Source organism: Bacillus sp. FSL K6-2865 (assembly GCF_040311405.1).
Taxonomy (GTDB): domain Bacteria; phylum Bacillota; class Bacilli; order Bacillales; family Bacillaceae; genus Bacillus; species Bacillus velezensis.
In genome coordinates this window covers 541,199-553,473 of the sequence record NZ_CP152036.1, presented here as the reverse complement: position 1 = coordinate 553,473, position 12,275 = coordinate 541,199, and the positions used below count along the sequence as shown (strand labels likewise).

The 12,275-nt window shown below is 38.1% G+C and carries 13 protein-coding genes and 2 pseudogenes; 6 read left to right on the top strand and 9 right to left on the bottom strand.

Features of this window, described 5'->3' with window-relative positions:
* Nucleotides 1–17 precede the first annotated feature (17 nt).
* Nucleotides 18–440, top strand: a pseudogene (locus tag NYE42_RS02740) (VOC family protein).
* Between the two features lie 73 nt (nucleotides 441–513).
* Here the strand turns inward: NYE42_RS02740 and NYE42_RS02735 are convergent.
* From NYE42_RS02735 to NYE42_RS02715, 5 genes are all read right to left on the bottom strand, one after another.
* Nucleotides 514–1,860 (bottom strand): FAD-binding oxidoreductase, encoded by a 1,347-nt coding sequence (locus NYE42_RS02735; protein WP_060563153.1) that lies wholly within the window; start codon nucleotides 1,858–1,860, stop codon nucleotides 514–516.
* 396 nt (nucleotides 1,861–2,256) lie between these two features.
* On the bottom strand, nucleotides 2,257–2,556 hold the full coding sequence (locus NYE42_RS02730; protein ID WP_060675357.1) for a hypothetical protein: 300 nt from the start codon (nucleotides 2,554–2,556) through the stop codon (nucleotides 2,257–2,259).
* Nucleotides 2,557–2,813: 257 nt separating this feature from the next.
* Nucleotides 2,814–2,999: a hypothetical protein gene (locus NYE42_RS02725; RefSeq protein ID WP_043021445.1), complete on the bottom strand. Its 186-nt coding sequence runs from the start codon at nucleotides 2,997–2,999 to the stop codon at nucleotides 2,814–2,816.
* 162 nt (nucleotides 3,000–3,161) lie between these two features.
* Nucleotides 3,162–3,527 carry a cupin domain-containing protein gene (locus NYE42_RS02720; RefSeq protein WP_106080079.1) on the bottom strand — a complete coding sequence of 122 codons (366 nt, stop codon included), beginning with the start codon at nucleotides 3,525–3,527 and terminating at the stop codon, nucleotides 3,162–3,164.
* A 35-nt stretch (nucleotides 3,528–3,562) separates the two neighbouring features.
* Nucleotides 3,563–4,039 (bottom strand): DinB family protein, encoded by a 477-nt coding sequence (locus NYE42_RS02715; RefSeq protein ID WP_342497214.1) that lies wholly within the window; start codon nucleotides 4,037–4,039, stop codon nucleotides 3,563–3,565.
* A gap of 200 nt (nucleotides 4,040–4,239) precedes the next feature.
* Here NYE42_RS02715 and cotR point away from each other — a divergent pair, with 200 nt between their 5' ends.
* The 3 genes from cotR (at nucleotide 4,240) to NYE42_RS02700 (ending at nucleotide 6,434) form a co-directional block, all read left to right on the top strand.
* Nucleotides 4,240–5,205, top strand: coding sequence for a sporulation hydrolase CotR (gene cotR / locus NYE42_RS02710; RefSeq protein ID WP_064107249.1), 966 nt, complete (start codon nucleotides 4,240–4,242; stop codon nucleotides 5,203–5,205).
* 355 nt (nucleotides 5,206–5,560) lie between these two features.
* The gene (locus tag NYE42_RS02705; RefSeq protein ID WP_007409564.1) at nucleotides 5,561–5,878 is read left to right on the top strand and encodes a helix-turn-helix transcriptional regulator; all 318 of its coding nucleotides are present in this window, start codon (nucleotides 5,561–5,563) and stop codon (nucleotides 5,876–5,878) included.
* On the top strand, nucleotides 5,865–6,434 hold the full coding sequence (locus tag NYE42_RS02700; protein WP_007409565.1) for a DUF2812 domain-containing protein: 570 nt from the start codon (nucleotides 5,865–5,867) through the stop codon (nucleotides 6,432–6,434). The genes NYE42_RS02705 and NYE42_RS02700 overlap by 14 nt, the downstream gene beginning before the upstream one ends.
* 107 nt (nucleotides 6,435–6,541) lie before the next feature.
* Here NYE42_RS02700 and NYE42_RS02695 read toward each other — a convergent pair.
* A pseudogene (locus tag NYE42_RS02695) lies at nucleotides 6,542–7,221 on the bottom strand (amino acid racemase).
* Between the two features lie 556 nt (nucleotides 7,222–7,777).
* Here NYE42_RS02695 and NYE42_RS02690 point away from each other — a divergent pair.
* Complete coding sequence (locus NYE42_RS02690) at nucleotides 7,778–8,239, top strand: CarD family transcriptional regulator (protein WP_032870361.1); 462 nt, start codon at nucleotides 7,778–7,780, stop codon at nucleotides 8,237–8,239.
* Nucleotides 8,240–8,883: 644 nt separating this feature from the next.
* Here the strand turns inward: NYE42_RS02690 and cspC are convergent.
* Nucleotides 8,884–9,087 (bottom strand): cold shock protein CspC, encoded by a 204-nt coding sequence (gene cspC / locus NYE42_RS02685; RefSeq protein WP_003156143.1) that lies wholly within the window; start codon nucleotides 9,085–9,087, stop codon nucleotides 8,884–8,886.
* A 446-nt stretch (nucleotides 9,088–9,533) separates the two neighbouring features.
* The gene (locus NYE42_RS02680; RefSeq protein ID WP_223255339.1) at nucleotides 9,534–9,662 is read right to left on the bottom strand and encodes a molecular chaperone TorD family protein; all 129 of its coding nucleotides are present in this window, start codon (nucleotides 9,660–9,662) and stop codon (nucleotides 9,534–9,536) included.
* 146 nt (nucleotides 9,663–9,808) lie between these two features.
* Between NYE42_RS02680 and NYE42_RS02675 the strand changes: the two genes are divergently transcribed.
* The gene (locus NYE42_RS02675; RefSeq protein ID WP_136803580.1) at nucleotides 9,809–10,837 is read left to right on the top strand and encodes a fatty acid desaturase; all 1,029 of its coding nucleotides are present in this window, start codon (nucleotides 9,809–9,811) and stop codon (nucleotides 10,835–10,837) included.
* A 612-nt stretch (nucleotides 10,838–11,449) separates the two neighbouring features.
* On the opposite strand, the gene NYE42_RS02670 is transcribed toward NYE42_RS02675, so the two are convergent.
* A complete protein-coding gene (locus NYE42_RS02670; protein ID WP_032870355.1) occupies nucleotides 11,450–12,088 on the bottom strand; it encodes an NAD(P)-dependent oxidoreductase in 639 nt (212 codons plus the stop codon).
* Between the last annotated feature and the right edge of the window lie 187 nt (nucleotides 12,089–12,275).

Below are 12,275 nucleotides of genomic sequence, written 5' to 3'. Positions count from 1 at the left end.
CTTGATCAATAATTGCTATGAAGCCGCGGATTACAGTAATTACTTTAGGCGCAGACAATTTAGAAAAATCGCTTCACTTCTATCGAGATGGCTTGGATCTGCCTACAGAGGGAATAGCCGGTACAGAATTTGAACATGGCGCAGTTGCCTTTTTTGACTTACAAACAGGACTGAAACTTGCCATTTGGAACCGCAAAGACATCGCACATGAAACAAACGTTACGTTAAATGCGCCAAGCCCTGCAGAATTTACATGAGGACATAATGTCAGCAGTAAAGCTGAAGCCGATAAAGTCATGGAACAGGCAAAACAGGCAGGAGCAACGATAACTGATCCCGCTCATGATACTTTTTGGGGCGGATACTCCGGTCACTTCCAAGACCCCGATGGACACTTATGGGAAATCGTTTGGAATCCGCACTGGGATGCAATTGAATAACCAAATTTAGCAACAATAAAAACACACCTGAAAGTTCTGGTGTGTTTTTTATTTGTTTCCCAAAACGATCAAACTATTTATACGATGGCGGGATGCTTTGCGGAAAACGGAATACATTTTCGGGATCGTATTTCGCCTTTATTCTTTGAAGCCTTGCAAAGTTTGAGCCATAATATGCTTTTCCGAAGTTCTCGATATTTTGATCCGGAACATTCACATATGAACCTGTTACATATGGTTTCATCAGCTGACGCACTCTTTCAACTGATGCAAGATTCGAAGCTTCTTGTGATTTATTTTTCCAACTAGCCGTCCATTCCGTATAAAACAACGGACGGCGCCAATAGAAGGCTGTTTCACTGCTTGGTACTCTGCTTATCGCGCCGCCCCAATTGATAAAAAAGAAATTGGTTTCTGTCCCAGTCGCTTTTTCTAAAAATTGTCTCATTACTGCAATAGGTTCTTCCGGCCAAAGATTGAGCGCCCACGCCGAGGAGAATTTAACACTCTGATCAGATCTGCCGGGAATCGGTTCGTCAGGATCTAAGAAATCTATACAATCCGGGTAGTATAATGTTTTGATTACTGTTTGTGCCGGCGTTCCGGCATTTAATAAAGGTTTTAATAATTGAATCAGCTCTGGTTTTGAACCGAGGAACAATCCTTCCGCATGGCACAAGCCATTTACTTTGCTGTAAATCTCAAGGTAGCATCCTAATCGTTCGTCTGTAAACGGCGCCCATTTTTGCCACGCTTTAAATACCGTTTCTAACTGTTCCCACGGCCAAATAATATTAAAGACGGTTGCGGTTTTAGGGGCACGGTGAACTTTGAACGTATATTGGGTGTTATATCCGAAATTGCCTCCCCCGCCGCCTCTGGAAGCCCACAGTAAATCTTCATTGCGGGATTGATTTGCTTGAATAATCCTGCCTTTGGCATCTACCATTTTCAGTGCGAGAAGGTTATCGCTTATCAGGCCGATCGATCGTGAAAGCACTCCAAATCCGCCTCCCATCGTGATTCCTCCGATTCCGACGGTTGGACTGTCTCCGAACGGGGCCATAAAACCTTCCCGAGCTAAACCTTTTACAAGCGGGCCGACGTGAATGCCGGTTTGAACGGTTGCTACCGCGTTTTTTTCATCTAAGAAAACTTTATTCATGTCACTCACATCAATAACAATCCCATCACTTACCGTGGAAAGATTTTTATCCAGAGCATGGCGGCCGCTTCTGACACGCATAGGCACATTCTTCTCACGAGCCCATTTAATAGCATTACTTACATCGTATGAATTTTGTGCAAAAACAAAGACAAGCGGACAGACATCAACATAAGGGTTCCAATTCTTAACCGCCTGTGTATAGCCGGGGTCCCCTTTGAAGATGACGCGTCCTGTTAACTGTGCTGATCCCATCTATTTCACTCCCAATAAGCATTTGATTCCGATACCAGTATATGTAGGAATGGGACAAATTCTTAGACAGATGTTCTGCAAACTTAAAAATAGATACATATACGCGAAGATGATATAAAAACAAAAAAAAGACAAGAGCGGCAAGCTGCCGAAACTCTTGTCTCTCCTGCCTTTTTTATCATGATAGGCACTTACATTTATTGGCGTGATATCCCGACCAAACTATGGAAGTCCATAGAAAATTATGTTTGCCCTGCCATGCGTGGTTCTGCTGAGACACCGGCTGAGCAATCTTTCTGCTTGATCCCCCGACAAGAATCTTATTCTTTATCGTTTTTGCATCCCTGTATTGATTTTCTCAGTCAAAAATCTTATCTTTTACGTTATGAAAAGATCTTATTTTTTCTTCTTGTGCTTACGTTTGCAATCATGTTTTTTCTCTTTCTTATGACGTTTTTTACATTTCGCTTTGGCTGCTAATTTTGCCGCTTCTACCTTTGCTTCTGCTGCTCTGGCTCTTGCTTCTTCCGCTCTTGCTATCGCCTCTTCCGCTCTGGCTCTCGCTTCTGCTTCTCTTGCTGCTTCTGCTCTTGCTTCGTCTTCCGCCATATCAAAATCATGGCCAAGGTCACAGGCTTCGTTGTATGGCTTTTTCTTCTGAACGTACTGTTGATCTTCACCTTCGTTATAATACATTACGCCACTCCTTCTCTCATCTTTTAATCTTTACATACTATGTAAAGAAATAACTGCAGCTTGGACTGGTATTATGATGAACCGGCACATTTTAGGGCAATTTTCATTTATCGATACAACAGATTCTGGATGCTTGATGAAACTTAAATGTTTATGATAAGCAGCGTAAAAAGGGAGACTACGAAAAAGGATGCTGCACGCTGCAGCATCCTTCTGTACAACTTTTTATTGAACGATTGGAAAGTGTTTTTTGGCTTTTAGTTTGCTTGCTGTGTTTGTTTTACTGGTTCTTTGCTAAAAAGTCCGACAACGTTCCACAAGATAATTGCAGCAGCTATGATTAAACGAGTCGTACTGACTTCTTGGTTAGTAAATAATTTATAGCCATATATTGACCCCAATGCTGCTATACAAAAAATATTGAACCATTTACTCCAACGCAATTAGAAAACTCCTTATAAAATGATTACATTTCAAAACAATGTATTATAATATTAACAAAATTTTTCAATAATTTACCTTAAATCATTCTTAATTGGTTTTCCTGATCATTTTCTCTAATCGTCTTCGATCTTTCGGATTTTTGATCATTTTTTTGTTACAGGCTAGACCCAGACATCATTTTCAGCTGTTTGATCAGTTATTTCCTGCCCGGTATTCACAACACCTTTAGGTTCTACAAGCAAAATGTTACACTCTGATTCTGCATAAGGTTTATGTTCAACATTTTTCGGAATGACAAACATTTCACCTTCATTTAATGTTACTTCTCCATCACGAAATTCAATGATTAAATTACCCTTAATGACAATGAAGACTTCATCTGTTTCGTCATGCTTATGCCAAACAAAATCCCCTTGTACCTTAACAAGTTTAAATTGATAATCATTCATTTCAGCGATTACTTTTGGAGACCATTGATCTTGGAACGCAGCTAATTTCTCTTGAAAATTAATCGGTCTATATTCCATTCTTTCCGCTTTCCTTGTAAAACTCAAATATTTAACTAGTCCCAAATTAAAGGCCTGTCCACTTCAGCAGTTCTGAGATAGTCTAAAAGCTGACCGGTATGTACTGACTCATGGTAAGCGATTCTTAATAACATGTCTCCTAGTTCGCGAATATATCCAACATCAGACCTGTCAATCTTTATATTTGTTAAATCTGTTTCGTTTAACGATTTGATGAATGTCAAAAACTCGGCCCGATACGGTTTTGCAAATTCTAATTCTTCGATTACTGTGGTAAACGTTTTTGATTCATACGGATTTTTAGATTCCTCTGAAGACTCATTCATTTGTTTTAGTAAAATGTGATGATAAAGAAATTCCGCTTCTAATACATGTCTTATCATTTCCTTACACGACATTGCTTCGGAATCCGGGCGCCAGTCCATTTTTTCCTCAGGTATAGCTGCCCATAACTTGATGCTTCGCCGTCTTACTTCTTCAAAATGTAAAACAATAAGGTCAATTGTATTCAAGTGTTTTCCCCCTTTTATTTTTAAATAATTCTCCTTCTTCCCGGAAAAAACCTCTTCAAATAAAAAACATATTCTTTCCCAACTCGCTGGATTGATAATCAAACCATTTTTAAGATAAGGAGATATTCATTCATCCATACAATAGACTCTGGTTGAACATATACTAAATGATAGTTTTCATTAGAAAGGAGAAATCAGCTTTGGCAAAGTATCGGATCATGACCTTTGACGGGGGCGGTACCTTAGGTGCTTTAAGTTTACAACTATTGAACAGACTAGCTGAAGAAAATCCAGCATTAATAAGCCGAACCCATGTATTTGCGGGAAATTCAATCGGTTCATTTACTGCCCTTGCATTAGCAAGCGGAAGATCTCCGAAGGAAACACTTCAGTATTTTGAGGATGAAATCCTGCCCGCATTCAGCACTTCCCGGCCGGGAGGACCTGTTTTCAATCAACAATTGCCATATTCCGGTTTTATTAAAGCGGTACGAAACTTTTTCCCGCCAGGCCTTCGCCTTAAAGATCTAAGAAAACGAATTGTTGTCCCTTCATTCAAATTATACTCCCCGGCACTGGATCGTTGGACGCCCGTATTATTTCACAACTTTCCCGGCTCTCCCTATTTAAATGAGAAAGTGAGTGATGTCATACTGCGGAGCAGCGGTGCTCCCGCAACGCAGCGCGCCTATCAAAACTACGTGGACGGATATGTAGTGGCAACGAACCCCAGTACGGCCAGTATCGCGTTTGCGGTTGGTAAAGCCAACGTGCCATTGGATCAAATTGCGGCGCTATCCATCGGTACAGGCGAAGCCCCGACTCGGTTAAGAAGAGATACGAGGGGGTGGGGAATGGTAAGTGCGGATAACATACGTCCCGAAAATCTGAAGAACCTTCCTCCAAATTGGGGAGTCCTTTTGGACAGGTCGCCTAATGAACCATTACTGCCATTTCTTCAGATGATCTCCGGCGGAAATGGCTACTATGAATCCATGGTCAGTGCGAATCTGCTGGGAGATCGCTTTTTCCGGTTAGATCCGCGGATTCCTAACTTCTCCAAAACAGACCCTTCCGTGGTTCCCGCTGTCATTGAAATTGCGAACAAAACCAACTTACAGCCTGTGAATACATTTATAGAGAAAAACTGGAACGACAGCCACTAAGGAAATTCACATCTTAAAACAATGAACAAAAAATACCAAGGGACTCAAAACCCTTGGTATTTTTAATGCGGCTGAGAGGATTTGGACCTTTACGGGGTATTTATACGCTGGGCATTCGATAAAGTGAAATCTTATTACCGCCCGGCATTTCAAACACTGAAGTTAAGCATTACAACCAACAATCGGGCCATTTAATTGAATAGGACTACTCAGAAGTCGCTTCCATTACGTAAGAAAAGCGACTTTTTAGATTTGATTTTCAAGTTCCTTTGACAAATTTTGAAAAGACCATTGACTATTCAGTTGAACTGTATTAAGTTTAACTATATAGTCAGACTGAATAGAGGATGAGGATATGAAACATAAATTATTACCGCTGTCTGAAACCATGCATTATATTTTATTAGCTCTGCGGGAGCCGCTTCATGGCTATGCTGCCATGCAGAAGATCGAAAAGATGAGTAACGGAACTGTTATTTTAGCAGCCGGCACATTATACGGCGCGATTGAAAACTTGAATAAGCATGGCTGGATTGAACCTGTCGGAGAATCGGGCCGGAGAAAAGTTTATATGATAACTGCGGAAGGAAGCGCCATTTTGAAAATGGAACAAAACAGATTACTTCATATTTTATCCCTGCACGAAGGAAGTGAATCGAATGAAGAAATGTAAGATGTTTTTTGATATTGAAAAAGAGGAGCAATGGCTGAACGAGCACCTACAAAAAGGCTATCACTGTACAAATATCAGCGGATTAGGAATATACACTTTCGAAAAAACCGACAAAAAATATGTAATGCGACTGGATTATCAAGATTATTTATCAAAGAAAAAGTTCAAAGACTACAAAGAGATCTATGAAGACTTCGGCTGGAGTTATATAAACAGCCCATGGCTTAGCGGAACTCGATATTGGCAAAAAGAAGATGATGATCAAAATGAAATCTTCTCGGATCGCCAATCAAAGAGTAATTATTATAAAAGACTAATGAGTTTTTCATCTTGTTTTGGGTTACTGTGCTTGTTTTATTCTTATTTGATTTACAAGGATTCAGGTTTGTATTTAACTGAAGGTCTGTGGAGTATGGAAAGCGCAATGTTTTGGAAAGCATTTTTATTTGAAACTCCATTTGCCCTTTTGAGGTCGCTTCCCGCCCTTATGGCTGTTCTATTTGGCTGCAGTTTCTATAAAGCGTATCGAAAGTATTCAATGTTAAAAGAACAATAACGCGGGGGAAGTTACATTCAAAGAAGTAATCGAGGATCATGTATTTGCCGAATCCGGGCGCTTTAACGGAAAAAAAGCGCCCTGAATTTGCTGATAAATCAGACGGCTTATTTTGTTAATAATACATACTTATTTACAATGGCTTGAGCGAGACAAGCTGATGAATCAACAAAGGTAAGTTCGCTGCTTTTTTGATCCGTGACCATATTTAAATCCGTACATGCAATGATAACCGTATCAACCTTTTCTGCTAAGTCACGGTGTAATTCATCATATAATGTACGAGCCTCATTGATTTGACCTTGTTTAATCTTTTCTATTATGTGATCGACATAGATTTGCCAACTATCTTGATGTAAAAAATCATAACCTTCTCTGTTTAACGCTTCTTGAAATATTCCAGATTGAACCGTAGGAACAGTGGCTAAAAGAGCTGCTTTTTTGGAGCCTTTAGGTATTTTTTTATGGTTTCATCAATCATGTTTAGTAAAGGGACTGAAATCGATTTTTTTATTTGGTTAAAATAGATATGTGCGGTATTACATGGGATTGCAATAAAATCAACACCCGTTTTTTCAAGCTTTACAGCCCCCTCAATAATTGCCTTTTCCATGTCCGTATGATTGAGAGGTTTATTCATATAGAAAGGAGTCGGACAGGAATAAATCATCATATGAGGAAAATCCATGTCATGTATTGCTCCATATATTTTTTGGCACTCGTCTACTACCTTATCTACAAATGGCCCAGTAGATTTTGGCCCCATTCCTGCCAGTATTCCAATCATAATTGTCCTCCTCTGTAAAAATGTGTACGAATACGATCACGATGAGTTATTCTTGTGTTTCTCATCTGAATCTGCTCTCATTTCTTTTTGGCTGTCTTCTCCTATTTTATCATTTCATTAATCGAATTATCATATCTAATTCCGCCGCACGCAGAAGAATGGCAGATACATTAAGGTTATGAAAGCTTGTTTTCATTACACTCTCTATCCTCCACTTTCATCACTTCTATATGTTTTCATGAATTATGGTTAAAAATCGGTGATTAAATTGTGCCCATATAGATTAGTAAAGTGTCATTGATGTCAAGTCATGAACTCCTAAAGGAGATTTAATAACTCATTTTCAACGAAAAACTGATTTCTGTTAATTAGTCGAGATTCAAAGATATACACGGACCAATTGATCTTTCCTTTTTTAGGACCCCGACAGGTTCCCTCTTGTTTTTTTAAAAAAGTTATTGACACCAATAAATGACCATGTTATCATTAAAAATTTGATATCTCACTCCATATATGGTAACCTTAAGTTAAGTTCCCATATATGGAGGTGGATTATATGTTTCAAATTGGCGATAACATTGTTTATCCAATGCACGGAGCAGGTACAATTGAAGCCATAGAAGAAAAACAATTCTTAGAGGAAAAACAACAGTATTATGTCATAAGAATGTCAATCAGTAATATGACAGTTATGATTCCAACGCGTAAAATATTGAGTTCAAATATACGGCCAGTTACTGATATACGTGCATTAAAACACATTTTACACATTTTTCAGCATGGAGAATCAGATAGGTTACTGCCATGGAAGCAAAGGTATGTAGTAAACACGAACAAAATAAAAACGGGTGAAATACAAGAAGGCGTTGAAGTTGTACGTGATTTAATGCGAATGAAGAAAGAAAAAGCACTTAATTCAAGCGAAAAAAAAATGTTGGATAATGCCTATGAATTTTTGATTAGTGAACTGGAAGTCATTAAAGGAATCACTGAAAAACAAATAAAAAGTTTCTGCTAAGGTTAATTTTAAATAATGTTTTGCATTCCAAAAAGCACCCGCGAGTTTTCGGAATATTACGATTAAAATATTTCAAAGACGCTTAACTTCTTCAACTTACTTTTAGAACATTAACCTCTTTTATTATTCCTACAATCTAATCTGTTTTATTTTTTTCTTCAACGAACATTTGAATTCTCGATGAAATAGTCACTTGATTTTTGTAATCCTGATTCACACTGGCACGGACATGGAGCCGTAAGGATGGAAGAGAGGCAGGGCTTTCATTGTTTTAGGTCTAAGTGATTATTTCCAGAAGAAAAAACAACCACTCTCCTCTTTATCTTTAAGAATTTCTTACATCTGCTCCCACAGTGAATAGCAGTTGTTTATCTTCTTTTCATAAAAGAGATATGCGAAATGTAACAAAGAATAACATACAGTTATATTGAGAACATAAAAACAAATCATTTATATATATTCCACATATCGTCAATCCGGTATGTTATACTGTAAACAATCCTTTGAGGTTTTAAACCTTTTTCTTACCTTGTAGCAACTGTCCCTACTCGAACGTTGAGTAGGGTTTTTTTATTCAGTATGATACAGAGAACATAAAAAAACAGGCCCTATATAAAGAGCCTGTTTGTATAAACGATTGAAGATTAAGCAGTTTTTTGAACGTTAGCAGCTTGAGCTCCACGAGCACCTTGCTCAACGTCAAACGTTACTTTTTGACCTTCGTCTAAAGATTTGAATCCGTCACTTTGGATTGCAGAAAAGTGTACGAATACATCGTCTCCATTTTCACGTTCGATAAATCCAAAACCTTTTTCTGCATTAAACCATTTAACTGTACCTTGTTCCATTTTTGTTGCCTCCTAGTGTGTTACACATTGTATTACTATCCTTGCCCAAAGTATCATCAAGACGAAAAGTCGATATTCATACTATCCTTTACACGAACAAAAATAATTCTCCTTTATCATAGCACGAAACGGAAATAACTGCAAATTAATAATATGTTCATTCATGTTTTATTTGTTAAACCTGTCGATACCAGTGCAAAATAAGATGCTTATTAATAACTATGGTGTGAAAACACCGTGAAAATGGATCACGAGTGTCTTCAAACCCAGTACTTCATATTGATTGTTAAAGATTTCTTTAAAAAGCTCAGCTGTTTCTTGTTCAAGTACAAGATATTCTTGGCTGTTCACTGGTATAGCTTTGTTTCTGCAGATGTTTCCAAACGATCACTCAGGTATACCTCTATTTTAACGGTATTAACTTGTCATGTTTGTTCCTCAAACAATCAAAGTTTACGGTCTAAATAAACCGATTCACATTGGGGAGCATGGAGAGAGTTTGGCCCGATAAAGAGCCGGGTATAATCTTCATACACCTTTTGTATTCCGGCTGGTTCTGCTAATAAAGATTTAATCAGTCTGGAAAAAAGTATCTCATTTCCAATAATTTCACAGGCGGATGGGAAAGATACTTATCATCTATGGTGTATGACGCTGTGACTTCAAAGACAAACGTTTTCGATACTTAGAAGAACATCAGGGAAGGGGAAATCTTTAAAAAATGAATGAACAAAACCTAAGGACTTTGAGAAAACTGGTTACACCTTATGAAAAGTCCGATTTACAAAAAAGTATATGTCAAATCATTAACACATTGGTACCATTTTTCCTGCTATGGTATTTGGCATATAAGAGCTTGTCCATTTCTTATTTCCTTACATTAGCCATTTCTGTCGTTGCAGCAGGTTTTTTAGTAAGAACCTTCATCATCTTTCATGATTGCTGCCACTATTCCTTTTTTAAGAACAGAAAGGCGAATCGAATCCTTGGAACAATAACAGGAATTCTGACTCTGCATCCGTTTGATCATTGGGCACACGATCATTCTGTCCATCATGCGACAAGCAGCAACCTGGACAAACGCGGTACGGGCGATATTTGGGTACTGACTGTTGAGGAATATAAGGAAGCCTCAACTAAGACAAAAATAATGTACCGTTTGTACAGAAATCCGTTTGTTATGTTTATTATCGGACCGATTTACGTCTTCGGGATTACCAATCGTTTTAATCGTAAAGGGGCAAAACGCACAGAACGGATGAATACATATGTAACGAACCTGGGGATCGTCGCTTTGGCAGCACTTTTATGTTGGGCTATCGGCTGGCAAAACTTTCTGCTGGTCCAGACACCAATTTTTATGATATCGGGATCCCTCGGAATTTGGATGTTTTATATTCAGCATACGTTTGAGGATTCATATTTCGAAGAAGATGAGCATTGGGAATATGTAAAAGCAGCCGTTGAAGGAAGCTCTTTTTATAAGCTTCCAAAAGTCATGCAATGGTTAACAGGCAATATCGGTTTCCATCATGTTCATCATTTAAGCCCAAGAGTCCCAAACTATAAGCTTGAAATCGTGCATAACAACACTGAACCATTGCAAAACGTTCCGACCATCACACTGGCAACAAGTATTAAGTCGTTAAAGTTCCGCCTATGGGATGAAGAAGGCAAAAAATTTGTTGGTTTTACCCACTTAAAAAAAACTTCTAAAAGCCAGGTATCAGCTCGGCTAAGAACGGATTAAATAAACTACTCCCATAATCGATGATAATGGGCAGTGTATCTTGCATAATAAAAGTGCAGACTCGCGCAAAGATTTTGTGCAGAGGTCAGCACTTTTTTAATTGCCAAATGCACTTACAACAAAAAAATACCAAAGGTGTCAAAACCTTTGGTATCATTAGGATGCGGCCGAGAGGACTTGAACCTCCACGGGTTATTCACCCGCTGGGCCCTCAATAAAGTGAAACTGTGTTTTCTGTTATAAAACCATTGTTCTAAACACATTTGCCGCACTAATCGTTATTTATGTCTTGATCTATTCAATCAAGTTTAATCGATATTATTCGAAAGTGACATTATGATTAAACTATCATGAAAATAAACTTCTGTAATTTAGAAGTTTTGACGGACCCTTACCGTACTTAATAATAAATATCATGTTGATAGGTGTATTTTAAAAAAGCCCACTCACGAAAACGAGTGGGTTTACAAAAGCTCTAAACGTGATAAATCCCCTTTTTCAAAAAATAATCAGCTGCTCTGATTGCAAAGTTTTCAATGTCTCCGTCCATTCTTAGAAGGAAGATACCATTAGCGATGACACTAATGGTACCCTTTGTTTCTACTCAATCACTTATTCAGCTTCTCCAACAACTGTAAAGCGTTCATTTATATGTTTTGGATTTTCAATTTCATCCAATACTGCAATTGCATAGTCTGCATAGCTAATATAACTTTCACCTTTCGAATTCACAAGAAGATGATCTTTTCCTGACTGATAAAATCCAGTTCTTTTCCCGTCTGGGTCAAATACCGCTGAAGGACTGATAAATGTCCAGTTAATATCAGAAGTTTCCTTTAGTTCTTGCAAGTTACGACCTTGCCCTTTAGCTGTCGGAATAAAAATCTCCGGGAAATCAGGTGTATCCATTACACTGACAGTTTTATTTTCGTCTACATAAAGACTCCCTGCTCCACCTACAATTACGGCTCTTGTACCCGTTCCTTTTAATGCCCTAATTAATGCCCGGCCAGCATCTACATGTGCCTGTTCTTCTCCTAATGGAGCACCGAAGGCATTAACTGCTACATCTAACTTTTTTAGATCATCCGATGTAAGATCAATTATATTTTTTTCAATGATTGCAATCTTTTCCTCTTTAAGTTTTGCAGCATCTCTTACAATTGCAGTTACTTCATGTCCCCTGCTTACCGCTTCTTTCAAGATAAGACTTCCAGCTTTTCCGGTTGCACCAATGATTCCAATTTTCAATTTAAAGTCCTCCTAATCATTCAAAATTTTAAATGTAACCATATCAATTACATGTAATAAGTTTAGTTACACCTTATTTATTTGTCAATACTTTTATCATCTTGTTAATTGAGCATATTAGAGTAAAAGAACTTGTAATACATTCAGTTACAAGTGTACTATAAAGAGTGTAAAGTAATGAGGATGG

What these genes read in the sequence shown, in the direction of transcription:
- NYE42_RS02735 (WP_060563153.1), bottom strand. Translation starts at nt 1,860, where the DNA reads ATGGGATCAGCACAGTTAACAGGACGCGTCATCTTCAAAGGGGACCCC.
- NYE42_RS02730 (WP_060675357.1), bottom strand. Translation starts at nt 2,556, where the DNA reads ATGTATTATAACGAAGGTGAAGATCAACAGTACGTTCAGAAGAAAAAG.
- NYE42_RS02720 (WP_106080079.1), bottom strand. Translation starts at nt 3,527, where the DNA reads ATGGAATATAGACCGATTAATTTTCAAGAGAAATTAGCTGCGTTCCAA.
- NYE42_RS02705 (WP_007409564.1), top strand. Translation starts at nt 5,561, where the DNA reads ATGAAACATAAATTATTACCGCTGTCTGAAACCATGCATTATATTTTA.
- NYE42_RS02700 (WP_007409565.1), top strand. Translation starts at nt 5,865, where the DNA reads ATGAAGAAATGTAAGATGTTTTTTGATATTGAAAAAGAGGAGCAATGG.
- NYE42_RS02690 (WP_032870361.1), top strand. Translation starts at nt 7,778, where the DNA reads ATGTTTCAAATTGGCGATAACATTGTTTATCCAATGCACGGAGCAGGT.
- cspC (WP_003156143.1), bottom strand. Translation starts at nt 9,087, where the DNA reads ATGGAACAAGGTACAGTTAAATGGTTTAATGCAGAAAAAGGTTTTGGA.
- NYE42_RS02675 (WP_136803580.1), top strand. Translation starts at nt 9,809, where the DNA reads ATGAATGAACAAAACCTAAGGACTTTGAGAAAACTGGTTACACCTTAT.